The 23,201-nt window shown below is 73.6% G+C and carries 19 protein-coding genes; 7 read left to right on the top strand and 12 right to left on the bottom strand.

Annotation, left to right across the window (positions count from 1 at the left end; genetic code table 11):
- Nucleotides 1-33 precede the first annotated feature (33 nt).
- Nucleotides 34-1,257, top strand: coding sequence for a cytochrome P450 family protein (locus ACWC9R_RS03255; RefSeq protein WP_450728539.1), 1,224 nt, complete (start codon nucleotides 34-36; stop codon nucleotides 1,255-1,257).
- Between the two features lie 209 nt (nucleotides 1,258-1,466).
- Nucleotides 1,467-2,630 carry a D-alanyl-D-alanine carboxypeptidase family protein gene (locus ACWC9R_RS03250; RefSeq protein WP_450728537.1) on the top strand — a complete coding sequence of 388 codons (1,164 nt, stop codon included), beginning with the start codon at nucleotides 1,467-1,469 and terminating at the stop codon, nucleotides 2,628-2,630.
- 176 nt (nucleotides 2,631-2,806) lie between these two features.
- On the opposite strand, the gene ACWC9R_RS03245 is transcribed toward ACWC9R_RS03250, so the two are convergent.
- The 6 genes from ACWC9R_RS03245 to ACWC9R_RS03220 all read right to left on the bottom strand — a co-directional run bounded on the left by ACWC9R_RS03245 (nucleotide 2,807) and on the right by ACWC9R_RS03220 (nucleotide 7,469).
- Nucleotides 2,807-3,547: a DUF309 domain-containing protein gene (locus ACWC9R_RS03245; protein ID WP_450728535.1), complete on the bottom strand. Its 741-nt coding sequence runs from the start codon at nucleotides 3,545-3,547 to the stop codon at nucleotides 2,807-2,809.
- A 130-nt stretch (nucleotides 3,548-3,677) separates the two neighbouring features.
- Nucleotides 3,678-4,010 carry a DUF427 domain-containing protein gene (locus tag ACWC9R_RS03240; RefSeq protein WP_450728533.1) on the bottom strand — a complete coding sequence of 111 codons (333 nt, stop codon included), beginning with the start codon at nucleotides 4,008-4,010 and terminating at the stop codon, nucleotides 3,678-3,680.
- A gap of 142 nt (nucleotides 4,011-4,152) precedes the next feature.
- The gene (locus ACWC9R_RS03235) at nucleotides 4,153-4,623 is read right to left on the bottom strand and encodes a thioesterase family protein (RefSeq protein WP_450728531.1); all 471 of its coding nucleotides are present in this window, start codon (nucleotides 4,621-4,623) and stop codon (nucleotides 4,153-4,155) included.
- Nucleotides 4,620-5,588 (bottom strand): 3-hydroxyacyl-CoA dehydrogenase NAD-binding domain-containing protein, encoded by a 969-nt coding sequence (locus ACWC9R_RS03230; RefSeq protein WP_450728529.1) that lies wholly within the window; start codon nucleotides 5,586-5,588, stop codon nucleotides 4,620-4,622. The genes ACWC9R_RS03235 and ACWC9R_RS03230 overlap by 4 nt, the downstream gene beginning before the upstream one ends.
- Nucleotides 5,589-5,661: 73 nt before the next feature.
- Complete coding sequence (locus ACWC9R_RS03225) at nucleotides 5,662-6,549, bottom strand: 3-keto-5-aminohexanoate cleavage protein (RefSeq protein WP_450728527.1); 888 nt, start codon at nucleotides 6,547-6,549, stop codon at nucleotides 5,662-5,664.
- A 50-nt stretch (nucleotides 6,550-6,599) separates the two neighbouring features.
- The gene (locus ACWC9R_RS03220; protein ID WP_450728525.1) at nucleotides 6,600-7,469 is read right to left on the bottom strand and encodes a TetR family transcriptional regulator C-terminal domain-containing protein; all 870 of its coding nucleotides are present in this window, start codon (nucleotides 7,467-7,469) and stop codon (nucleotides 6,600-6,602) included.
- A gap of 205 nt (nucleotides 7,470-7,674) precedes the next feature.
- Here ACWC9R_RS03220 and ACWC9R_RS03215 point away from each other — a divergent pair, with 205 nt between their 5' ends.
- From ACWC9R_RS03215 to ACWC9R_RS03205, 3 genes are all read left to right on the top strand, one after another.
- On the top strand, nucleotides 7,675-9,738 hold the full coding sequence (locus tag ACWC9R_RS03215; protein ID WP_450728523.1) for a SpoIIE family protein phosphatase: 2,064 nt from the start codon (nucleotides 7,675-7,677) through the stop codon (nucleotides 9,736-9,738).
- Nucleotides 9,739-9,822: 84 nt separating this feature from the next.
- The gene (locus ACWC9R_RS03210) at nucleotides 9,823-11,220 is read left to right on the top strand and encodes a glutamine synthetase (protein WP_450728521.1); all 1,398 of its coding nucleotides are present in this window, start codon (nucleotides 9,823-9,825) and stop codon (nucleotides 11,218-11,220) included.
- Nucleotides 11,221-11,361: 141 nt separating this feature from the next.
- On the top strand, nucleotides 11,362-12,636 hold the full coding sequence (locus ACWC9R_RS03205; RefSeq protein ID WP_450728519.1) for an MFS transporter: 1,275 nt from the start codon (nucleotides 11,362-11,364) through the stop codon (nucleotides 12,634-12,636).
- Between the two features lie 66 nt (nucleotides 12,637-12,702).
- On the opposite strand, the gene ACWC9R_RS03200 is transcribed toward ACWC9R_RS03205, so the two are convergent.
- Entirely contained in the window at nucleotides 12,703-13,497 is a 795-nt protein-coding gene (locus ACWC9R_RS03200; protein ID WP_450728615.1) for a L,D-transpeptidase family protein, read from the bottom strand.
- A gap of 486 nt (nucleotides 13,498-13,983) precedes the next feature.
- Between ACWC9R_RS03200 and ACWC9R_RS03195 the strand changes: the two genes are divergently transcribed.
- Complete coding sequence (locus ACWC9R_RS03195; protein WP_450728517.1) at nucleotides 13,984-15,381, top strand: NADP-dependent succinic semialdehyde dehydrogenase; 1,398 nt, start codon at nucleotides 13,984-13,986, stop codon at nucleotides 15,379-15,381.
- Between the two features lie 222 nt (nucleotides 15,382-15,603).
- Here ACWC9R_RS03195 and ACWC9R_RS03190 read toward each other — a convergent pair whose 3' ends face one another.
- Nucleotides 15,604-17,748, bottom strand: a complete 2,145-nt coding sequence (locus ACWC9R_RS03190) for a SpoIIE family protein phosphatase (RefSeq protein WP_450728515.1) — start codon at nucleotides 17,746-17,748, stop codon at nucleotides 15,604-15,606.
- A gap of 350 nt (nucleotides 17,749-18,098) precedes the next feature.
- On the opposite strand from ACWC9R_RS03190, the gene ACWC9R_RS03185 reads away from it, so the two are divergent.
- Nucleotides 18,099-18,533 carry a DUF2000 family protein gene (locus tag ACWC9R_RS03185; protein ID WP_450728513.1) on the top strand — a complete coding sequence of 145 codons (435 nt, stop codon included), beginning with the start codon at nucleotides 18,099-18,101 and terminating at the stop codon, nucleotides 18,531-18,533.
- Nucleotides 18,534-18,593: 60 nt separating this feature from the next.
- On the opposite strand, the gene ACWC9R_RS03180 is transcribed toward ACWC9R_RS03185, so the two are convergent.
- From ACWC9R_RS03180 to ACWC9R_RS03165, 4 genes are all read right to left on the bottom strand, one after another.
- Nucleotides 18,594-19,814 (bottom strand): metallophosphoesterase, encoded by a 1,221-nt coding sequence (locus tag ACWC9R_RS03180; protein ID WP_450728511.1) that lies wholly within the window; start codon nucleotides 19,812-19,814, stop codon nucleotides 18,594-18,596.
- A 249-nt stretch (nucleotides 19,815-20,063) separates the two neighbouring features.
- Entirely contained in the window at nucleotides 20,064-20,573 is a 510-nt protein-coding gene (locus ACWC9R_RS03175; protein WP_450728509.1) for a DUF1990 family protein, read from the bottom strand.
- A gap of 104 nt (nucleotides 20,574-20,677) precedes the next feature.
- Complete coding sequence (locus ACWC9R_RS03170) at nucleotides 20,678-21,517, bottom strand: crotonase/enoyl-CoA hydratase family protein (RefSeq protein ID WP_450728507.1); 840 nt, start codon at nucleotides 21,515-21,517, stop codon at nucleotides 20,678-20,680.
- Nucleotides 21,517-23,169: an acyl-CoA dehydrogenase family protein gene (locus ACWC9R_RS03165; RefSeq protein ID WP_450728505.1), complete on the bottom strand. Its 1,653-nt coding sequence runs from the start codon at nucleotides 23,167-23,169 to the stop codon at nucleotides 21,517-21,519. Before ACWC9R_RS03165 ends, ACWC9R_RS03170 begins: the two co-directional genes overlap by 1 nt.
- Nucleotides 23,170-23,201: the final 32 nt, after the last annotated feature.

Raw genomic sequence — 23,201 nt, 5'->3', positions numbered from 1 at the left:
GGGTAGTTGGGCCACACGCCCTAGGGTCGGCTCATGCAGAACACCGCCGAGACCGGCCCCGACGCCCCCATCGACACGACGCCCCTCCTCGACGATCCGTACGGCGCCTACGCGGCGCTGCGTGACGCCGGGCCGGTGCACCGGATCACCGGAACCGACGGGAACCCCGCCTGGCTGGTCACCCGTTACGACGACGTCCGCCGCGCCCTCGCCGACCCCCGGCTCTCCCTGGACAAGCGGCACGCCGCGCCCACCGGCTACCGCGGCTTCGCGCTGCCGCCCGCGCTGGACGCGAACCTGCTGAACATGGACCCGCCGGACCACACCCGGGTGCGCCGGCTGGTGGCCAAGGCCTTCACCCCGGGCCGGGTCGAGGCGCTGCGCGCGCCCGTGCGGCGGACCGCCGACGCGCTGCTGGACGCGATGGCGGAGCGCGGCCGCGCGGATCTGATCGCCGACTACGCGGAGCCGCTGCCGATCGCCGTGATCTGCGATCTGCTGGGCATCCCGGAGCGTGACCGCCGTGACTTCCGGGCCTGGTCGGACGCCCTCCTCAGCCCGGACCCGAGCCGGCCGGAGCTGATGAAGGAGGCCATCGGGGCGATGCTGGAGTTCTACACCGGCCTGATCGCCGCCAAGCGCGCCGAGCCGGGCGAGGACCTGCTCTCGGACCTGATCGCGGTGCGTGCCGAGGAGGCCCCCGGCGAGGAAGGTGACCGGCTGACCGAGGACGAACTGACCTCGCTCGCCTTCCTCATCCTCTTCGCCGGGTACGAGACCGCCGTCCACCTCATCGGCAACGGCGTGCTCACGCTGTTCGACCACCCCGAACGGCTCGCCCAGTTGCAGCGTGATCCGGCCGAACTGCCCACGGCCGTTGAGGAGTTCCTCCGCTTCGACACCCCCTATCCGCTGGCCATCCGCCGCTTCCCCAAGGAGGACATCGAGATCGGTGGCGTACGGATCGCGGCCGGGGAGAGTGTGCTGCTGTCGATCGCTTCCGCGAACCGTGACCCCGCGCGCTTCCCCGAACCGGACACGTTCGACCCCGGCCGGGACCTCTCCGGGCAGCTCGCGATGGGGCACGGCATCCATCACTGCCTCGGCGCCGCGCTCGCCCGGATGGAGGTCGTCACCGCGCTCGACGCGCTCCTCGGCCGCTTCCCGGGGCTTCGACTGGCCGTCCCGCGTGGTGATTTGCGGTACCGGAGGTCACTTCGGGTGCGTGGCCTGATTTCGCTGCCCGTCACCTGGTAATCGACGAACGAACAGGTTTTTGAGGCATAACCGTTCGCTCATGAGGTAGAAAGGTTCCTGAGACCCGCCCGGTGTGCATCCCCCGTCGCACCGGGCGGGTCCTTCTTTGCACCTGTTGCAGTTGCGACACGCCCGGGTGCCCGGCGTGGTCCTGAGCCGTCTGGCTCAACCGCGCTGCGGACCGCGGCGGCACTTCTTAGCGTGACGCCATGGCAATTGACGCGCGTGTGTCCAGGAAGGCCGGTGCGGTGGCGCTGCTCGCCGTCGCCGGTGTGTCGCTGACGTCGATACCGGCCGTGGCCAACGGAGCGACGGCCCGTCAGCCCGCCGCGGCCCGCAGTGGGGTACAGGCACCGGCCGACCCCGGTACCGCGAGGCTGCCCAGCGGGCTGTCCGCGCTGTCCTGGATGGTGGCCGACGCGGACACCGGCAACGTGCTGGCCGCCAAGAGCCCGCACCGCAGGCTCGCCCCGGCCAGCACCCTCAAGACGCTGTTCGCGGTGACCGTCCTGCCGAAGTTCTCGTCCGGCACGGTACGGCGGGTCAGCTCCGCCGACCTCGCTGGGGTCGGCGCCGGCAGCAGTGTCGTCGGCGTCCTGCAGGGCCGCCGCTACACCGTCGGTGACCTGTGGCGCGGGGTCTTCCTCCGTTCCGGAAACGACGCGGTGCATGTGCTGGCCGCGATGAACGGCGGCTGGCGGACCACGGCGGAGGAGATGCAGGAGACCGCCAGGAAGCTCGGCGCGCGTGACACCACCGTCAAGTCCCCGGACGGCTACGACGCGCCCGGTCAGGTGTCCTCCGCCCATGACCTGACGGTCTTCGCCCGTGCCGGGCTCGCCAACGAGGACTTCGCCCGCTACTGCTCCACCCCCCGCGCCACGTTCCCCGGCGCGGGGGGCGCCACGCGGATCGAGAACACCAACCGCCTGCTGGTGGGCTCGCACGGGATGGCCCGCTACCCCGGCATCATCGGCGTCAAGAACGGCTACACCTCCCAGGCCGGCAACACCTTGATCGCCGCGGCGCGCCGGAACGGCCGCACCCTCCTGGTCACCGTGCTGAACCCGCAGTCCAAGGAGTACAACGGCGTCTACAAGGAGGCCGGGGCCCTGCTGGACTGGGGTTTCCGCACCGCCGGCACGGCCCAGCCGGTGGGCACCCTGCACGCCGTGCGCGCCACCGACGAGGACGGTGGCCCGCTCCGTCCGGTGGCCGCCGACGTGACCGGCGCCCGCGGCGCCTCTCCCTGGCGGGCTCCCCTCGTCCTGGGGGCGGGCGGCGCCGGTGTCCTGGCGTTCGGGCTGGGCGCGCTGCTCGCCCGGCGACGGCAGGCACGTGACCGCGGCGGACGGGCGGGAGGCACCGCTTAAGGCCCGTCGCCCGTCGCCCGTGGTGCGTACGAAGCGCCGCCGGGCTCCGCGTGTCCCCGCGGAGCCCGGCGCCGTCGGCTGACCGTGGGGCGGTCACCGCCCGACGTCGCCGGCGCCCACGCTCTCCGGTCGAGACCTCGTGGTTCAGACCCCGTTCCCCGTGGGGCGACTTTCGGTCATGTCTCCCGCTCTCCCGTCACCCGCAGCCGGGGCGCGCTCTCCGTCGCCGACACCGTCCCGGGGCCGTCCAGACGCCCGGTCAGGTCCCGGGCCCAGGCGGTCAGTCCCGCGATGTCGATCCCGTAGGGGGCGGCGTCCGCATACGGGGCGAGGGCCGCCGCGCCCCGGTCCAGCAGTGCCCTGCCGCCCACGGCATTGCCGCGCGCCGCATGGGTGAGTCCCACCGCGAGCTGGGCGAGCCCCCGCCACAGCTCGCGCTCCGCGTCCGGCGCCGTCTTCCAGGCGTCCTCCAGGACCTCATGGGCGTGGAAGGGCATCCCGTCGTCCAGCAGCCGCTGCGCCTCGGTCAGGGACTGCGCGGGCGTCCGGACCACCCCCTCGGGCTGCCGTGCCACGCCCGGGGAGCCGTACGGCAGCGGCCGGCCGAGCCCGTCCCGGGGGCGGGCGCTACGGGCCCGCCCCTCCTCGTCGCGGTCCCGCCGACGCGAACCGGTGTCGCGGGCGGGTCCGCGCGCGGGGGTGTCACCGGCCTCGGCGTCCGCCGCGCCCTTGGCGTCCGCCGCCCCGGCGCCGCAGTGCTCGCAGACCGCGCCGCCGGGCCGTTCCCTGATCCGGCCGCAGGCGTCACACACCTGGTCCAGCCAGCAGGCCGGATCGCCGCCTTCGTCGTCCGTCCGCCGCGGGACGGACGGGCGGGGCGGGAGGGGCTGGTCCTGGGGGCGGTCCGCGTCGTTCACCCCTCGATTGTGCGCCGTACGGCCGGCCCGCGTCGCCGGGGGGCGCCGCGCCGCGCGCGTACGGCCGGACGCCCGGTACGGGTGCGCAGGCTCTCCTCCCGCTGCGGCGTGGGCGCCCGGCGTCCTCGGCTCAGGCCAACTCGACCTCGTAGAAGCAGAAGCGGTCCTTGATCCGGGCGACCCCGGGTTTCGGCTCGGGGTAGGCCCACACGACGTCCTCCGGGCCACCGGCCAGCGACCAGTAGGAGGCGGTGCCCTTGAAGGGACAGACCGTGTGGGTCGACGACGGGGTGAGCAGCTCGGTGCGTACGTCCTCGGGCGGGAGGTAGTAGCGCACCGGATAGCCGGTCTCGGCGAGCAGCAGCGGGCGGCGGCTCTCGGCGATCAGCTGCCCGTCGATCTCGACCCGGACGTGGTCGGTGCCTTCGGTGACGTCGATGTGATGGCCTCGGGTGGTGCTCATGGTCACTTCCCTCCGGTGGCGGGGAACGGTGCCCCTCCCGGTCCAGCATCGCACCGGGAGGGGGCGGAGGCTGGCCGGGAGGGAGCGGGCGCCGGGGGCACGGGCCCGGGGCCGGACGGCGGTCCGTACGTCTCCGCTGCTCTCACACGTCGCGGATTCCCCGCCCCGCCCACGCCGGTGCCGGAGCGACGAGGGCGGAGAGGCGGGCGCGCGCCGTGTCCGGAAGGGCGGCCGCGCGTCCGGTCGCCTGGTCGATGTGGAGGGTGAACAGCTCCTCGGTGGCCACCGGTTCACCGGAGGGGGCGCCGGCGAACATCTCGTGGACGAAGCGGAGCTTCTTGCCGTCCGCGCCCAGCACCGTGGTCCGCACGGTGAGTTCGCTCTCGCGGGCGACCTCGCGGAGGTAGCGGACATGGGCCTCGACCGTGTAGAGGGAGCAGCCGGTGCGCTCGCGGTAGGCGGCGTCGAGGCCGGCCGTGTCCATGAGGGCGTCGGTCGCGAAGCCGAAGACCAGGACGTAGTAGGCCTCGCTGAGATGGCCGTTGTAGTCGATCCACTCGTCCCGGACCGTCTGGCGGAGGAGGGGCGGGCCGCCCGGTGTGCCGTCGGTCATCGGGCGCTCCCCAGCCGTCCCGTGGCACGGAGGACGTCGATGACGCCCTGGTCACGGGCGGCGACCAGATCCGCGTACGTACGGTCGCCCGCGGCCTCCCGGCAGCCGTCGACCATGGCGTCACGCAGCGCACGGTCCAGCTCGGGCGCCTCCAGGCGGGTCCACGGCGACTTCAGGGACGGCCCGAAGTGGTCGAGCATATGGGCCATTCCGCCCTCGCCGCCGGCCAGCGCGAAGGTCAGGCAGGGGCCCATGAACGCCCAGCGCAGGCCCGGTCCTTCGGTGATCGAGGCGTCGATGTCCTCGACCGAGGCCTCGCCGTTGGCGACCATGTGCAGCGCCTCGCGCCAGAGCGCCTCCTGGAGGCGGTTGGCGATGAAGCCGGGCAGTTCGCGGTCCATGGTGATCACGGACTTGCCGGCCACGTCGTAGAAGCGGGAGGCCCAGGCCACGGCCTCGGGTGCGGTCCGCTCGCCGCCGACGACCTCCACCAGCGGGATGAGGTACGGCGGGTTGAAGGGGTGACCCACGACGAGGCGGCCGGCGTCCTCGGCCGCCGTCTGCAGGTCGGTCATCGGGTAGCCCGAGGTGGAGGAGGCGACGACCACGCCCGGCCGGGTCGCGGCGGCCAGTTCGGCGAGCAGGGTGCGCTTCAGTTCCAGCTTCTCGGGGGCGCTCTCCTGCACGAAGTCGGCGTCGGCGACCGCCTCGGCGAGGGTGGGGGCGAGCGTCAGCCGGTCCTGCGAGGCGCCGTCGGCCAGGCCTATCTGTTCCAGCGCGGGCCAGGCGGCCGCCACCAGGCGGCGCAGCTTGTCCTCGGCGTCCGGGGCCGGGTCCCAGGCGGTGACGTCGTAGCCGCGGGCGAGGAAGTGGGCGACCCAGCCGCCGCCGATCACTCCGGCGCCGACACAGGCGATACGGCGCACCTCTTCGGGGGCGCAGGGGGCAGGGGTGGTCTCGGGCATGGGGGAGCGGCTCCAGGTGGCGAGGAGGAGGGGGGGAAGAGGAGGGGAGCGGGGGGTGAAGCGCGGCCGTGGGTCAGGCCCGGGGCTTGAGGCCCAGCCGGGCGCGTGCCTGGTCGGGGGTGGCGACCGTGGCGCCGAGCAACTCGGTGATCTGGACGGCGCGTTCGACGAGCTGCCCGTTGGTGGCCTTGACGCCCTTGCTGAGGTACAGGTTGTCCTCCAGGCCCACCCGGACATGCCCGCCGAGCAGGATCGACTGGGCGACCCACGGCATCTGCATCCGGCCGAGCGCGAAGCTGGCCCACTGGGCGCCCTCGGGCAGCATGTGCACCATCGACTGCAGTACCCCGGGGTCGGCCGGTGCGCCCCACGGGATGCCCATGCAGAGCTGGAAGACCGTCGGGTCGTCCAGCAGCCCCTCGGCCAGCAGCTGCTTGGCGAACCACAGCTGACCGGTGTCGAAGATCTCCAGCTCGGGCCGCACGCCGAGTTCCTGGATGCGCCTCGCCCCCGTCCGCAGCATGTCGGGGGTGGAGACATAGAGGCTGGAGCCGTCGCCGAAGTTGAGCGAGCCGCAGTCCAGGGTGCAGATGTCGGGCAGCAGTTCCTCGACGTGCGGGAGCCGCTCCAGGCCGCTCACCAGGTCCGTACCGGGCAGTTGGCGGAGCGGGCGGTCGGGGTCGATCACCAGGTCGCCGCCCATGCCGGCGGTGAGGTTGATGACGACGTCGGTGCCGGTCTCCCTGATCCGCTCGACGACCTCGGCGTACAGCCGCGGGTCCCGCGACGGATCGCCGGTCTCCGGGTCGCGGACATGGATGTGCACCACCGCTGCGCCCGCTGCCGCCGCCTCGACGGCCGACGCGGCGATCTGCTCGGGCGTGACGGGGACGTGCGGGGAGCGGCGGACGGTGTCACCGGCGCCGGTGAGCGCGCAGGTGATGATGACCTCGTGGTTCACAGGGGTCCCTTCGCTGGGGTGGGTGCCTCGGTCGGCGGGGAACGGTGGCGTCAGGCGGCGGAGGCGGGGGTGAGTTCGCGCTCGACGAAGGCCAGCAGGGCGGCGTGCATGGTGTCGGGGCCGGTGCTGTCCGGAGCGGTGGCGAGCACCTGGGTGGCCAGGCCGTCGATCAGCGCGGTCAGCCGGAGCGCGGTGAACTCCGGGTCGACGGTCCGGAAGACGCCCTGGTCGACGCCGCGGCGCAGGACCTCGGCGACGGTGGTGCGCCACTGCCGGTAGTAGTGCTCGTGCAGTCGTCCCACGGCGGTGGAGCGGGCGGCCTGGGCCCACAGGTCGAGCCAGACCAGCCACTGGCGGCGCTGCTGCGCGGTGCGCGGGGTCTGCAGCGCGATCAGATGCAGCAGCTCGGCACGGGCGTCGGGGGCCGCGGCCGGCCCCGCCGCGCGGCGTGCGGTGTCCTCGTCCATGCACCAGCGCACGGCCGCCTCCAGCAGCTCGTCGCGGCCGGGGAAGTGGTAGTGCACGGCGGCCGGGCTGGTGCCGCAGGCGGCGGCGATGTCGGTGACCCGTACGCCGTGGAAGCCGTGCTCGGCGATCAGCCGGACGGTCTCCCGCACGATCTGCAGCGGCCGGCCGCCCTCGGGCACGGCCGCCGGTGCGCGGTCGGCCGGTGCCGCGGGCCGCTCGGGGGCGCCGAGCAGCCAGCCCGTGTCCACCGCGCCGATATCGGCGATCCGCACGATCTCGGCCAGCGTGAAGCGCCGGGTTCCGCCCAGTGACCTGGACAGTTTCGACGGGTCCAGCACGATCCGGCGGGCGAACTCGCGCTGGCTGCAACCGAGCCGGCCGATCACCTGCCGGACACGGTCCGTGACCTCTCCGGCGTCGTCGGTGACCCGCTCTCCGGGGGCGTCTTCCATGGTCCGGGACCGTAACAGCGTGTTGAGAACATCGCAATGGGCGGGAGAGGGGGGCGTGGGTAGAGGCCAGTCATGGCCGGGGGTGTGGTGCGGAAATGAGGGATACCTGAGAGTTGAGTCAGTGACTTCGGTGCGGTTGCCGCAGTGGTATCGGGCGCAAGGGCTGGAGACGCCGCAATCCGGGTGAATGTGGCAAAGTGACGACATGGCTGAGCGGGGAGCGAAGCGGCCCACCGTGTCGGTGCCGGACGACTGGCCCGCCCACCCGGACCTGACCCTGGCCCTCAACGGCATGGGCGGCTTCGACTGGGACCTCGACAGCGGGCTGATGCACATGGACCCGCCCGCCCTCGAGGTGTTCGACATGCTCCCGGCGGAGTACGACGACCACCCGGCCACCCTCAACACCCGGGTCCCGGCCCATGAGGCGGCCCGTCTGGACGCCCTGGTCGCGCGGGCGCTCAAGGACGGCAGTGACTCCTACGGCGCCTACTTCCGGGTGCGGCTGCGCGACGGGGAGCTGCGCTGGACCCACAGCCAGGGCAGCATCCGCCGGGACAGCACCGGCAGGCCCCGCCGGATCATCGGGGTGGTCCGCGACGCCAGCCACGAGTACACCCACGCGGCCGAGCGGCTGGCCGGTGACGAGGAGCGCCGGCGGCACACCAGCGTCGTCGAGCGCACCACCGCGGCGCTGGCACACGCCAGGACGGTCGGTGAGGTGATCGCGGTGCTCGCCGACGAGCAGGGACTGAGCCGGCTGGGCGCGGAGAACGTGATCCTGGGCCTGGTCGAGGCCGGACGCATCCGGCTGGTCTCCGAGGGCAAGGCGGGCAGCTTCGTCCCCGACCTCGAATACACGCGGGTGGGGGACGAGTTCCCGATGAGTGAGGTCGTCCGCACCCTCACCCCGCGCTATGTGGGCAGCCGCGCGGAGTTCCTGCACAAGTACCCCCGGCTGTGGCCGGCCATCGAGCCGCTGAACGTCAACTCCGCCGCCTACCTGCCGCTCATCGCGCAGGGCCGCCCGATCGGGGTCATCGGCCTGTTCTTCGAGCGGGAGAGCGACTTCCGCGACCAGGAGCGCAACGTCCTGGTGGCGCTCGGCAGCAGCATCGCGCAGAGCCTGGCCCGCGCCATGCTCTACGACCAGGAGCACGACCTCGCCGCCGGCCTCCAGCAGGCCATGCTGCCGCGCCGCATCCCCGGCATCCCCGGCGCCCAGATCGCCGTCCGCTACCGCTCCGCCCGGATGGGCCGGGACATCGGCGGCGACTGGTACGACGTGATCCCGCTGCCCGACGGCCGGGTCGCCGCCGTCATCGGCGACGTCCAGGGCCATGACACCCAGGCCGCGGCGCTCATGGGCCAGCTGCGGATCGTGCTGCGCGCCTACGCCGCCGAAGGGCACGCCCCCGCCACCGTCATGGGCCGCGCCTCCGCCTTCCTCAACGAGCTGGACACCGACCGCTTCGCCACCTGCACCTACGTCGACGCCGACCTGAGCACCGGCTCCGCCAGGATCGTCCGGGCCGGCCATATCGACCCGCTGCTGCGGCACGCCGAGGGCATCTGCCGCCGGCTGCCGGTGGCCGGCGGGCTGCCGCTCGGGATCTCCTCCGAGTTCCGGCGGCTCGACTACCCGGTCACCACCGTGCAGCTCGCCCCCGGCGACACCCTGCTGCTGTGCACCGACGGCATCGTCGAACAGCCCGGCACCGACCTCGACATCGGGATGCGCGAGCTGGCCCGCGAGGTCCGCGACGGCCCCCAGGACGTCCAGCAACTCGCCGACCGGCTCTGTGAGTCGGCGGACGACCGCACCGGCGAGGACGACATGGCGCTGCTGCTGCTCCGCCGCCTGGGCACCGCGCAGCACGACATCGTCGGACGGTTCCGCCAGCACATCGCGCCCGCCGACCCCGAGGGCCTCTCCGCCGCCCGGCACATGATCCGGGCCGCGGTACGTGCCTGGGGCGCGGCGGACCGGGCCGAGGAGATCGAACTCGTCGCCGACGAGCTGATCACCAACGCGCTGCTGCACACCGACGGGGAGGCCGTGGTCAACATCCGTATGCCGCACAGCGTCGGGCGGCTGCTGCGGCTGGAGGTCGAGGACCACTCCAGCAGCCTGCCGCGCCGCCGCGAACCGGGCGAGGCCGGTGTCTCCGGCCGTGGCCTGCTGCTCGTCGACCGCCTGGCGGACGTCTGGGGTGTGGAACCGCGCGGCAGCGGAAAGTGCGTATGGTGCGAGTTCAACTGCTCCTGACCGGGCGGCGGCGAGACGTACCGGCGGGGGCGATCAGCGGGCACGGGTGCCGAGGACTCGGCACGGTCGAGTGAGGACGGCTCTATGGGAACGCGGGCTGCGGAACAGCGCGAGGAAGCCCGCCGGTCGGCGGCGCGGCTGACGGCGGAAGGCGTCCTGAACGTGGCGCTGACCTGGGTGGACAACGCGGGCGTCAGCCGCGTCAAAACCGTTCCGGCGCACCGGCTCACGGCCGTCGCGGAGCGCGGTGTCGGGATGTCACCCGTCTTCGACGTCTTCACCTCCGACGACACCATCACCGCCTCCGAGCACCTCGGCGGGCCCGACGGGGACCTGCGGCTCTTCCCCGACCTGGACCGGGTCACCGTCCTCGCCGCACAGCCCGGCTGGGCCTGGGCACCGGTGGACCGCTACGACCAGCTGGGCCGGCCGTACCCCGGCTGCCAGCGGCAGTTCGCCCGGCGGATGGCCGAGCGGGCCGGTGCGGCCGGTCTGGACGTGCGGATGGGCTTCGAAACCGAATGGGTGGTCACCCGCGCCCCGGCCGGACCCCAGCCGGCCGCCGACCCGGACGACCCGCTCGATCACCCCTGCGCGGGCCCCGCCTACGGCATGACCCGGGTCGTCGAACTCTCGGACTACCTCCGCGATGTCACCGAGGCACTGACCGTCCAGGGCATCGACGTCCTCCAGCTCCACCCCGAGTACGCCCCCGGCCAGTTCGAGGTCACCACCGCCCCGGCCGACCCCGTCCGGGCCGCCGACGATGTGGTGCTGGTCCGGGAGACGGTCCGCGCCGTCTCCGCCCGGCACGGACTGCGCGCCTCCTTCGCCCCGACGGTCGTCGCCGGCCAGGTCGGCAACGGCTGCCACCTGCACCTCGGCCTGTACCGCGACGGCGTCAGCCTGCACCGCAGCCCGGACGCCTCTTGGGGCCTGGCGCCGGACGCGGTGGCCTTCCTCGGCGGTGTCCTGAACGCCCTGCCCGCCCTGCTCGCCCTCGGCTGCCCCTCACCCGCCAGCTATCTGCGGCTCCAGCCCTCCCAGTGGGCCGGGGTCTACCAGTGCTGGGGCGTGGAGAACCGGGAGGCGGCGCTGCGCCTGATCACCGGCGCTCCCGACGACCCGGATGGCGGGCACGCCGAGGTCAAGACCTTCGACGCGGCCGCCAATCCGTACCTCGCGGTCGGCGCGGTCCTCGCCGCGGGGCTGCACGGCATCGAGTCCGCGGCGCAGCTGCCGGAACCGCACGCCGGTGACCCGGGCACCCTCGGCGTCCGCGAGCGCGCCCGGCGCGGCATCGTACGGCTGCCCGCGACCCTCACCGAGGCGGCCGACCGGCTGGAGAAGTCAGCCCCGCTGTACGAGGCGATGGGCGAGGTGCTGCACGGTGCGGTGCTCGCGGTCCGGCGGGCCGAGGAGGCCCACTTCGCCGGCTGTGCGGCCGAGGAGATCGCCGCCGCCACCCGCTGGCGCTGGTGAGGTGGAACAGGCCGGCCCGGAACGCGGGAGACGGCGGCCGGGCCGGCCGGCTGCCCGCCCCGCGCGTAAGGGGCAGGCCCCCGGGGTGCCTCTTCCCGCCCCGGCCCCCACGGTCGCCCCGTCCCGTGCTTAAACTGCCGCGTGCCCCCTACAACGACCGCCGAAAAGGGCGAAATACCCCTGCGCTCCCGGATATTCGCCGATCTGACCCCGCTGCGCACCTCTCCCGACTACCGCCGTCTCTGGTGTGGCAACACCATCTCCTGGATGGGCCAGCAGATGACCGCGCTCGCAGTCTCCCTCCAGGTCTACGCCCTCACCCACTCCACCTTCTCGGTCGGCCTGGTGGGGCTGTGCTCGCTGGTCCCGCTGGTCGTCTTCGGGCTGTACGGCGGCGCCATCGCCGACACCGTCGACCGCCGCAAACTGGGCCTCTACAGTGCCCTCGGCGCGACGGCGCTGTCCGTGGTCCTGGCCGCCGCCGCACTGGCCGGATACCACCGGGTCTGGCTCCTCTACACCGTCGTCGCCTGCCAGGCCGTCTGCTTCGCGATGAACTCACCGGCCCGCTCCTCGATGATCCCGCGGCTGCTGCCCACCGAGCAGCTGCCGGCCGCCAACGCCCTCAACTCCCTGACCACCAACCTCGGTCTGATGGGCGGGCCGATGCTGGGCGGCGTCATCGTGGGCCTGTGGGGCTATCAGACCGCGTACCTGATCGACGTGGTGGCCTTCGGCGGTTCGCTGTACGCGATGTGGCGGCTGCCGGCCATGCGGCCCGACCAGGGGGAGGGGCCGCAGCGCCGGGCCTCCGTACTGGACGGCCTGCGCTTTCTCGCCACCCGGCCCAACGTGCGGATGACGTTCTTCACGGACCTGGCGGCGATGGTGCTCGCGCAGCCGCGTGCCCTGTTCCCGGCGGTCGCGGTGCTCTGGTTCGGCGGGGACGCCGAGACGGTCGGTCTGCTGGTCGCGGCGCCCGCGGTGGGCGCCGTACTGGGCGGGCTGTTCTCCGGCTGGCTCGGCGGTATCCGCCGGCACGGCCTGGCCATCCTGATCGCGGTGGCCTCCTGGGGTGCGGCCATCGCCTGCTTCGGGCTCTCCCGGCAGCTGTGGCTGGGGCTGTTCTTCCTGGCGGTGGCCGGGTGCGCGGACACCGTCTCGATGGTGTTCCGCAGCACCATGCTGCAGGCCGCGACGCCGGACGCGATGCGCGGCCGGCTCCAGGGCGTCTTCATCGTCGTGGTCGCGGGGGGCCCGCGGCTCGGCGACTTCCTCGCCGGTTCGGCGGCCGACCTGACCTCCCTGGCCACCGCGGTGATCGGCGGCGGCCTGGCCTGCGTCCTGGTCGTGGCCGCCCTCGGCCTCGGCCGCCGCTCCTTCGCCCGCTACGACGCCCACGACCCACAGCCGTGAGGCCGGGGCGCCCATGAGCTGGCGCCGCCGACAGCCGTGAACCCGGGGCAGGTCAGGGCCGCCCCCTCAGTAGCGGGTGAGGGCGGTCGGCCCGGACGCGGTGCCGAGGGCGAGGTGCGGATGTGCGGACGGCCGCACCCAGGACAGGATGCGTGCCATCGCCCTGGCCGGTACGGACACACAGCCGGCCGTGGCGCCCTTCCCGTGGACATGGAGGAAGATCCCGGCACCGCGGCCGCGCACCGGGCGGTGGTAGTTGAAGCCGGTGACCAGGGCCCGGCTGTACTGCGTCGGATAGCCGGCCAGCCGCTCGGACTCACCGGCCGCGCAGTCCGCGGGCAGCGGTTGCACCCAGCGGTTGTAGGAGGCGGAGGTGTTGTCCTCGCACCACCAGGAGTCCGGGCCGACCCTGCGGTAGGGGATCGCGGTGCCGGGCGGTGCCGGTGCGGTCCCGAAGCCGAACGGCAGGTCGTAGAGCCCGGTCGGGGTGGTCGAGGTGCCCTGCACCCGGCTGCCGCCCTCGACCAGCCCGCCCGCTCCGAAGCGGGCCGGTGCCGAACCCCGCTGCTGCCAGCGGCCGTTGACCCGCTGCCACCACTGCACGGTCCCGGTGGTCGCGGCGGTGGTGTCCGCGCGGGCGGTGATCAGCTGGGTGCCGCCCCCGGTGTCGGCCATGGAGGCGGGGAGCGGCACACGAGGGGTCGGGGAGGCGGCGGGCGGACCCGCCGCCGCGACCAGCGCCACCCCGGCCGCTGACAGCAACGCCACGGCACGGGCCCCGGTCCTGCCGCGGGCCGCCACCGGGTGCCGCACCGGATGCTCCGCCGGGCCCGTCGCCGTCCCGGTCCTCGTCCACGTCATGGGCATGCCCGCAAGGTAGCGGGGGACCGGTGCGCCCGGCGCCGCCCGATCGGGTCACATACGCCGTGCCCGGCGCCCACGCAACCCGTCCGCGGCAATCCGCCGTGCGCCGGGGCCATGGACGGGCGAAACTCGGGTACGGGGGCTGATGTGCCACTAGCCGTCTCATTCTGGAGGCCCGCAGTGCAGCGGCAACCGCATACGTGCAGTGAGCGCACGCTCGACCGTGATCCGCAGCCCGCGCCGGAGCCGGGGGGCCCGCCGCCGAACCCGGTCCCTGACCCGCTTCCCGGCCCGCCGGTCCCGCCCGCGCCACCGGAACCCATCCCGCCGGAACCGTCGCCGATACCCCGTCCGCCCGGACCCGATCCCGACCCGGTCCCGGAGCCGTCCCCGGCCCCTTCGCCGCTCTCCTAGGAGCCGCCCGGACTTCCGCCCCGCACACCGCGGGGACCACGCCCCCGCACCATCAAGGAGGTGCTGATCATGGCCATCGCCACGGTCAACCCGGCCACCGGCGAGACCCTGAAGACCTTCGACGCGCTCAACGCGGGCGAGATCGAAGATCATCTGGTCCGGGCGGAGCAGGCCTTCCAGGAGCACCGCACCACGAGCTTCGCGCGCCGACGGGAACTCCTGCTCGCGGCCGCCGACCTGCTCGACGCCGACCAGGACGGCATCGCCCGCACCATGACCACCGAGATGGGCAAACCGCTGGCCCAGGCGCGCGCGGAGGCCGCGAAGTGCGCCAAGACCATGCGCTGGTACGCCACCCACGCCGAGGCGCTGCTCGCCGACGAGCACCCCGACCCCGCCGACGTCAGCGACTCCGGTGCGCGCCGCGCCGTGGTCCGCTACCGCCCCCTCGGCACCGTGCTCGCGGTGATGCCCTGGAACTTCCCGCTCTGGCAGGTCGTACGGTTCGCCGCGCCCGCCCTGATGGCGGGCAACACCGGGCTGCTCAAGCACGCCTCGAACGTCCCGCAGACCGCGCTCTACCTCGAAGAGCTCTTCCGTCGCGCCGGCTACCCCGAGGGCTGTTTCCAGACCCTGCTGATCGGCTCCGGCGCCGTCGAGGACATCCTGCGTGACCCGCGGGTCGCCGCCGCGACCCTGACCGGCAGTGAGATCGCCGGCCGCGCGGTGGCCGCCACCGCCGGCGACGAGGTCAAGAAGACCGTCCTCGAACTCGGCGGCAGCGACCCGTTCCTCGTGCTGCCCTCCGCCGACCTCGACAAGGCGGCCCGCGTCGCCGTCACCGCGCGCGTCCAGAACAACGGGCAGTCGTGCATCGCGGCCAAGCGGTTCATCGTGCACGAGGACGTCCATGACGCGTTCGCCGAGCGGTTCACCGCCCGGATGGCCGCGCTGACGGTCGGCGACCCGATGGACGAGAACACCGACATCGGCCCGCTCTCCAGCGAACAGGGCCGCTCCGACCTGGAGGAACTCGTCGACGACGCGGTCCACAAGGGCGCCACCGCACTGTGCGGCGGACAGCGCCCGCCGCGGCACCGCGCGGGCTGGTTCTACGAGCCGACGGTGCTGTCCGGCATCACCCCCGACATGCGTATCCACCACGAGGAGGCGTTCGGGCCGGTCGCCACGCTCTACCGCGTCGCCGACCTGGACGAGGCGGTGCGGGTCGCCAACGACACGCCGTTCGGGCTCAGTTCCAACGCCTGGACCCGGGACCCCGGCGAACAGGACCGCCTGGCCCGCGACCTGCAGGCCGGCGGGGTCTTCTTCAACGGGATGACCGCCTCCCACCCGGGCCTCCCGTTCGGCGGCGCCAAGCGCTCCGGCTACGGACGGGAGCTCTCCGGCCACGGCATCCGGGAGTTCTGCAACATGACGACGCTCTGGTACGGGCCGGAGGACTGAGCACCCGCGCGCGGCACGGGACTTGGGACCGACGGCCCCTGTTCCGGCGAGGTTTTCGTCCGGGACATGAGGGTGTACGTTCCGGACAGGCCGAGTCGGCCAACGGCCAGGTTGGTCGGCTCGGCCCCCTGTGGCGCCGGGCGCGGAAGGGCGCCACCCACCACGGGACCTGCCCGCCGACGGCGTTGACGTACCGCCAGTCACTCTTCCCCGTACGCGAGTTCAGTGCGCCAGATCCGACGTGTCCGGTACCGCGAACTCACACCACAGGGCCTTGCCCGCGCCCCGCGGCTCCGCGCCCCATTCGTCGGCGAGCGCCTCGACCAGCATCAGTCCCCGCCCCGAGGTGGCGGTCTCGCCGGGGCTGCGCCGCCGCGGCCACCGGCTGGAACGGTCCTCGACCTCCAGCCGGATACGGCGCGGGGTGCCGGACAGCAGCTCCATGGAGACCAGGGCACCGCTCTCGGTGTGGGTCAGCGCGTTGGCGATCAGCTCGGAGGCGGCGACCTCGATGTTGTGCATGACGGCGCCCGCCCGCCACTGGTCCAGGGTGCGGCGCAGCGCCGAGCGGACCTCGGCGGCGCCTGACGGATCGGCCTGGTGGACATGCAGCCGCAGCCGCGGCGTGGTGGCGCCCCCGGGACCGGGCAGCCGGTGCAGCAGCAGGAGAGCCATGTCGTCCTCCGAGCCGGGATCGGCCCACAGGTGGGCCGAGAGCCGGTCGGCGAGCGCCTCCAGGTCGGCGGGGCCGGCGCGGACCGCGGCGGACAGCGCGTCGATGCCCGCGGAGATGTCCCGGCCGGGCTGTTCCACCAGGCCGTCGGTGCACAGCAGCAGCGTCGAGCCCGGCTCCAGGAACAGCTGGGTCTCCGGGAAGTGGTCGCGCCCGAAGTGCGTGGCCAGGCCCAGCGGCAGCCCGCCGCGGACCTCGGGCCAGTCGATGTGCCGGGAGCTGTTGCTGATCAGCGGGCCGAGATGGCCGGCCCGTGCCAGGTGCAGCGCCCCGGACTCCAGGTCGGCCTGGACGTACGTACACGTCGCGAAGCGCTCGGTGTCCAGTTCGGCCAGAAAGCGGGAGGCCCGCACCAGCACGGTCTCCGGGGAGTGCCCCTCGCTGGCGTAGGCGCGCAGGGCGATCCGCAGCTGGCCCATCACGGCCGCCGCATGGGTGTCGTGCCCCTGCACGTCACCCACCACCAGCCCGGTCCGCCCCTGGGGCAGGGTGATCACGTCGTACCAGTCGCCGCCGATGTCCCGCCCGACGCTCGCCGGGTGGTAGCGGACGGTGACCGCGCCGCCGGTGAGGGGCGGCAGCCGGCGCGGCAGCATCGTCGCCTGGAGGCCCGTCGCGAACTCCCGCTCCTGGTCGAAGAGGGTCGCCCGCTGCACCGACTGCGCCACGACACCGGCCAGCGCCAGCGCCAGGTTCCTGGCCTCCGGCGACTGCACCGCGGGCTCGGCGTTGAACAGCCCCAGCGCACCGATGACGGTGTCCTGCGCGACCAGCGGGAGGAAGGCCGCGCTGCCCGCCGGCAGTACGTCGGTGTACGGGCGCAGCCGCGGATAGCGGGCGATCAGCTCACCGCGGCTGCCGAGGAAGATGGACCGCCGGGAGCGCGCCGAGTCGGCCAGCGGCAGGGTGTCGTCCAGCCGGGAGGTCATCATGTCGTCGGGTACCTCGCCCTCCAGCCCGGCGGTGGCGATGACCTTGAACCGGTCGTTCTCGACCAGCCCCAGGACCAGCCCGTCCGCACCGAACCGCCGGGCTCCGCCGGACCCGGTGAGCACCCGGGTCACATCCCCGACGGACAGCGCGCGGGCCAGCGCGGCGGTGGTCTGCTGCACCATCACGGTCTGCCGCTGCCGCTCCTGCTGGAGCGAGCGCAGCAGCGCGGAGTCCGCCAGCTCGCTGGTCGCCTCCCGGACGATGCCGATGATCCGGTACGGCTTCCCGTCCGCGTCGTGCAGAATCCGCCCCTGGGAGTGCGTCCAGCGCTGGGTGCCGTCGCGGCACTGGACCCGGAAGTACGCGCCGTACGACGAGTGGCCGTCCTGCAGGGCCTGGGAGAGCGCCTCGTCGAGCCGCAGGCCCTCCTCCGGGGACACGCGGGTGACCAGGGACATCGGCGCGCCGTCGTACTCGTCCGGACGGAGGTCGAAGACCTCCAGGGCACCGGGGTCCAGGTCCATGGAACCCTCGTCCAGATCCCAGTCGAAGGTGCCCGTCCGGTTGAGCGAGAGCCGCTCACGCAGGCCGATGGGCTCACGGTGCGACACCCCGGAGGAGTCCTCCGGGACATGGCGCCACTCCCGGTCGGCCCGGGGGTCGTAGGCCCTGTCGGACGGTTCCAGGGGCGGGCCGGTCATGGTGCGCCGCGCCTCATGGCCCGGCCGCGCGGGACATTCGGGCCCGCTCCCGGCGGGCGGCGTCCGGGGACGGCAGCCCGCGAGGCCGCGCCGAGCACACCTCGTGCCCTCGGTCGCGGGCCGTTGACCGGGGCCGATATCCACCGGAACGCGGCCATGCGAACACCCTAGGCGCGGGCCGGAAGCCCCGCATGTCCGGTACGTCCGGAGGGCCGCCCGGAAGAAGCGGTCCCCGGCGGGGAGCACCGCCCGGCACACGCCCCACGTTCCTGGCGCCGGACTCCCGCCGTGCCGCCACCACGCCAGGAACGTACAAGAAGAGGAGGCGGGGCGGTCGGCAGGCTCGGAGCATGACCACCGAGAACACCTCCCCCGTACGCTTCGACACCAAGATCGCAGTTCTGCTGCGCGAGGACCTGGAGCCCTGGCAGCGGCTGAACGTGACCGCGTTCCTGGTGAGCGGTTTCGGCTCACAGCTCCCCGAGGTGATCGGCGAACCGTACGCCGACGCCGACGACACCCCGTATCTGCCCATGTTCCGCCAGCCCGTGCTGGTCTTCGAGGGCACCAAGGAGGTGCTGACCGCCGCACACGGCCGCGCCCTGTCCCGTGCGCTGCCCCGGTCGGTGTTCACCTCCGACCTCTTCGCCACCGGCAACGACCGGGACAACCGCGCGGCGGTACGTGCCGTGCCGACGGGCCAGTTGGACGTCGTCGGCCTCGCCGTGTACGGCCCCCGCAACGCGGTCGACAAGGTCCTCAAGGGCGCCCGGATGCACCCCTGAGCACCGCCGGCACCCGTGAACGTCCGTCCCGGGAGCGCGCCCCCGGGACGGCCGCTGCCGTCAGGCGTGCGCCCGCGCCGCCGCCACCGGCCGGGTCTGGCGGGTCCGGTGGGCGAGGGTGGCCTTCCGGGTCGCCACATCCACGGTGTACGCGTCGATGGTCAGCCGCGCCCCGGACACCTTCAGCACCATGAACCCGTGGTCGGAGAAGTTCTGCCAGGCCGCCGGGTGCCCGAAGTGTGCCGTGCCGTCCTCCGTCTTGGCCGAGGCGCCGCACACCACCTGCCGGGTGCCGCCCGTACGGGCCGTCGGCTCCAGGATCTGCAGTGTGTGGTCATGGCCGGACAGGATCAGATCGGCCCGTCCGCAGACCACGTTCTCGTACATGTCCTTGAGGTGGACGCCGCTGGTGTAGTTCCCGATCTCGAAGCCGTCGTAGGAACCGGCGCTGCCGTGCTTGCCGTTGTTGAGGTACGGGTGGTGGCCGATCACCACCTTCCAGCGGGCGCGCGAGGCACGCAGCGCACCCTCCAGCCAGCTCCGCTGCTCACGCATGTACGGCCCGTCCCAGCGGTAGTGCGGGTCGAGCTGGGCCACATACGACGACCAGGGGATGGTGTCGATGGCGAAGAACTCCACCAGCGGGTCGGCGGCCGGCAGCGGCACGCTGTAGTAGCGGCTCGGCATGTACCAGCGCTTCGACGTGGCCGCGTAGGCGACCTCGCGGTCACCGCGGGAGGGGTCGCCGCCGCTGCCGGGGATCAGCCCCGAGCAGTCGTGATTGCCCAGCACCATCAGCCAGGGCACGTCGATGCCGCTGTTCGGCTTCTCGAACTTGTCCTGGAACTCCGAGTCGTCGTCGGACTCCGGCCCGTTCTCGTAGATGTTGTCGCCGAGGCCGACCGCGAGGCCTATCCCCTCGCTCCGGCAGAGGTCGCGCGCGGCGGCCGCCACCGCGTACTGCGCCTCGTCCCCGGTCCCGGCGTCACCGGTCACCAGGATGGCGAACTCGCCCTTCTTGTTGGGGTGTTCGGGGAACGGAAAGGCCCCCGGGCCCCCACGGCGGGGCGCGGCGGACGCGGGCGACTGGCCCGGCGACGGCAGCACCGTGAGCGCCGCACCGGCCATCGCGCCGCCCAGCAGGGTCCGCCGGTTCACCCACTGCGGAACGCGCCCCGTCGTCCGCATCGACGGCCCCCCGGCCGTCGCCTCCGACCCGGTCCGTAGCCACTCACGCTCGGTCATGTCCGCCTGCGGCGGGATCAGTTCGTCATCACACATGTCTGGTTTTCTTTCACGGTCGCCAGAGGTGATGGTGACGAAATGATGAAGCCGAGGTGGACGTATGGCGATCAGCGGCCGTCATGCTACGCGCCGGTAACTACCCGTGTTCCGCAGGTCATCAGGGGGTGAGCGGGTGTGGTGTCGGGAGGCCGGAGAGCGGTGTGAGGTGCTCGCGCCGCCGCCCGGTTCATGCGGGCGGCGTGACGGCGACGGGGCGACAATGGCCGGTTTCCCGTCGCCCGGAGTTCACGGACGGTTCGCCAGGCGGCGGAGGGTACGGCCGAGATGGCGGACGTACTGGCGCTGGAAGACCGGGACCAGCGGGCCCGCGCCGCGGGTGAGTGCCCGGGCGGGCCGGCTGAAGGCGGTCACCGTGAACCACACCGACCCGTCCGCGCGCAGCTCGGCGACGAACGCCTCCTCCCCGCACATGGGATGCCCCTCCCGGGCTCCGTACCCGAACCCGATGCGGTCCTCCTCGGTCACCGTCCACACCACGGTGCACGGCGCCCGCAGCCGCACCGGGCCGAACCCCAGTGAGACCTCGACCTGCACGCCCTTCGCGGCCCGTGGGGCGTCGGCGCGGATTCCGGTGCCGGCCGCGCGGTGCATCCGGAAGGTGGTGATCGCCTCGCCGGCCGCGCTCAGCACCGCGCGGCCGTGGCCGAGCGGCAGCTCCTCGTGGAGGTGGCGGTAGCCGGGCGGCAGCGGGGTATGCCGAGTGCCGCCCGCCTCGGGGTAGTTCAGCTCATGCACGGGGTACTCCTGGCGGACGGGCGGCGAAGGCGGGGCAGGGTGACGGTACGCGGAGCGCCGCGGGCGTTCAACGACGCCGGCCGGCCGCGGGGCGGCGCCTGCCGTCAGCCGGTGTGACCGGGGCGGGCGCCAGGGGAGTCCGGAGCGGCCCCGGGGTGGGCCGGCTCCGTGGGGGCGGCGGCTCCCGGGTCCGGTTCGCCGTGCCGCCCCGCCCCCGCGGCGAACCGGGCCGCGCCCTGGGTCGCCCCGGGCAGGACGGCACGCCCGTACCGGAGTTCCGCGGCCATCGCCGCCTCCTCGTCCCGGCCCTCCTGGTCCAGCAGCGAGGCACGGTCGCTGCGCAGACAGTCCTGCGGGAAACGGGCCAGCTCCGCCGCCAGCTGCTCCGCCTCCGCGCGCGCCGTACCGGGCGGCACCACCCGATGGACCAGGCCGATGTCCAGCGCCTCGGCGGCCGGGACCGGACGCCCCGTCAGCACCAGGTCCATCGCCCGGCTCGCACCGATCAGCCGGGGCAGCCGGACCGTACCGCCGTCGATCAGCGGCACGCCCCAGCGCCGGCAGAACACCCCGAACACCGCGTCCTCCTCCGCGACCCGGAGGTCGCACCAGAGCGCCAGCTCCAGGCCGCCGGCCACCGCATGCCCGGCGACCGCCGCGATCACCGGCTTGCCGAGCCGCATCCGGGTCGGCCCCATCGGCCCGTCCCCGTCCGGGGCCACGCGGTTGCCGCGCCCGGTGCCGATCGCCTTCAGATCGGCACCGGAGCAGAACGTCCCGCCCGCACCCCACAGCACCGCCACCCGGGCACCCTCATCGGCATCGAACTCCCGGAAGGCGTCGGCGAGTTGCCGGGCCGTGTCACCGTCCACGGCATTGCGGGAGGCGGGCCGGGACAGCACCACCGTCGTCACCGGCCCGGCCCGCTCCACCCGTACGGACATCAGGCCCCACTCCCGGCCGCCGGGCGGCTGCGCTCCAGGATCGAGGCCAGATCGGCGCCGGGGTGCAGGGTGCCGAAGGCGTGGCCCCACTCCCCGTCGAGCCGTGAGGCGCAGAACGCGTCGGCGACCGCCGGGTGGCTGTGCCGCACCAGCAGCGAACCCTGGAGGACCAGCGCCATCCGCTCGGCCAGTGACCGCGCCCTCAGCTGTGCCTGCTCCGGATCGCCGAGCCCGCCGAGCATCTTGCGGACCCCGGCCACCGCCGCGTCCAGCCGCCGGTCGGCGCCCGCCGCGGTCTCCACCTCGGCGAAGAACGCGTCCAGCGCGGCCGGTTCCCTGCCGATCGCCCGCAGCACGTCGAGCGCCGCGACATTGCCCGAGCCCTCCCAGATGGACAGCAGCGGCGCCTCCCGGTAGAGCCGCGGCATGCCGGATTCCTCGACGTAGCCGTTGCCGCCCAGACACTCCAGGGCCTCCGCCGCGTGGGTGCTGCCCCGCTTGCACACCCAGTACTTGCCCGCCGCCAGCGCCAGCCGGCGCAGCGCCGCCTCCCCGGCGTCCCCGGCCTGCGCGCGGTCCACCGCCGCCGCCAGCCGCATCCCCAGCAGGGTCGCCGCCTCCGACTCGACCGCCAGATCGGCGAGCACCGAACGCATCAGCGGCTGGCGGTCCAGCTCCCGCCCGAACGCCCGGCGGTGCGCGGTGTGGTGCAGCGCCTGCCGCAGCCCGGCCCGCATCCCGGCCGCCGACCCCAGCACACAGTCCAGCCGGGTCATGTTCACCATCTCGACGATGGTCCGCACCCCACGCCCCGGCTCACCGACCGGCCACGCCACCGCCTCGTCGTACTCGATCTCGGAGGACGCGTTGGAGCGGTTGCCCAGCTTGTCCTTGAGCCGCATCAGCCGCATCCCGTTGAGCGTGCCGTCCGGCAGCACCCGCGGCACCAGGAAGCAGCCGAGCCCCTCCTCGGTCTGCGCCAGCGCCAGGAACAGATCGCTCATCGGCGCCGAGGTGAACCACTTGTGGCCGGTGAGGCGGTAGCTGCCGTCGCCGGCCGGCACCGCGCGCGTGGTGTTGGCCCGTACGTCGGAGCCCCCCTGCTTCTCCGTCATCGACATACCGGCGATCAGGCCCGACTTGGTCAGCGGCGGCCGCAGCCCGAAGTCGTAGCTGCGGGCGGCGAGCAGCGGCTCGTACTGCGCGGCGAGATCCGGCGCGGCCCGCAGGGCGGGCACCGCGGCATAGGTCATCGAGACCGGACAGCCGTGGCCCGCCTCGGCCTGCGACCAGACGTAGAACTTCGCGGCGCGCACGAGATGTGCCCCGGAGCGGCCGTCCGTCCAGGGGGCGGCGTGCAGCCCGTGCTCCACCGCGACCGTCATCAGCTGATGCCAGGCCGGATGGAAGGTGACCTCGTCGACGCGGTGCCCGAAGCGGTCGTGGGTGTGCAGCCGCGGCGGCTGCTCCTCCGCCCAGCGGGCCTGCTCCTGTACCGCGGCGGAACCGGCCAGCGCGCCCAGCTCGGTCACCTCCCGCACGCCCCACTCGGCGCCCTCCCGGCGCAGCGCCTCCAGCAGGGCCGGCTCGTCCGCCGCGCTGAACCCGGTCAGCGGCGGGGCCTGATTCACGACTTCATGGGTGACGGTCATACCGTTGACGTTACAGAGCCCGTACAGCCGCG

It is taken from the genome of Streptomyces sp. NPDC001219, assembly GCF_053597915.1.
Note: the sequence above shows the minus strand (reverse complement) of the source record. Positions and strands in the feature narration are given on the sequence as shown.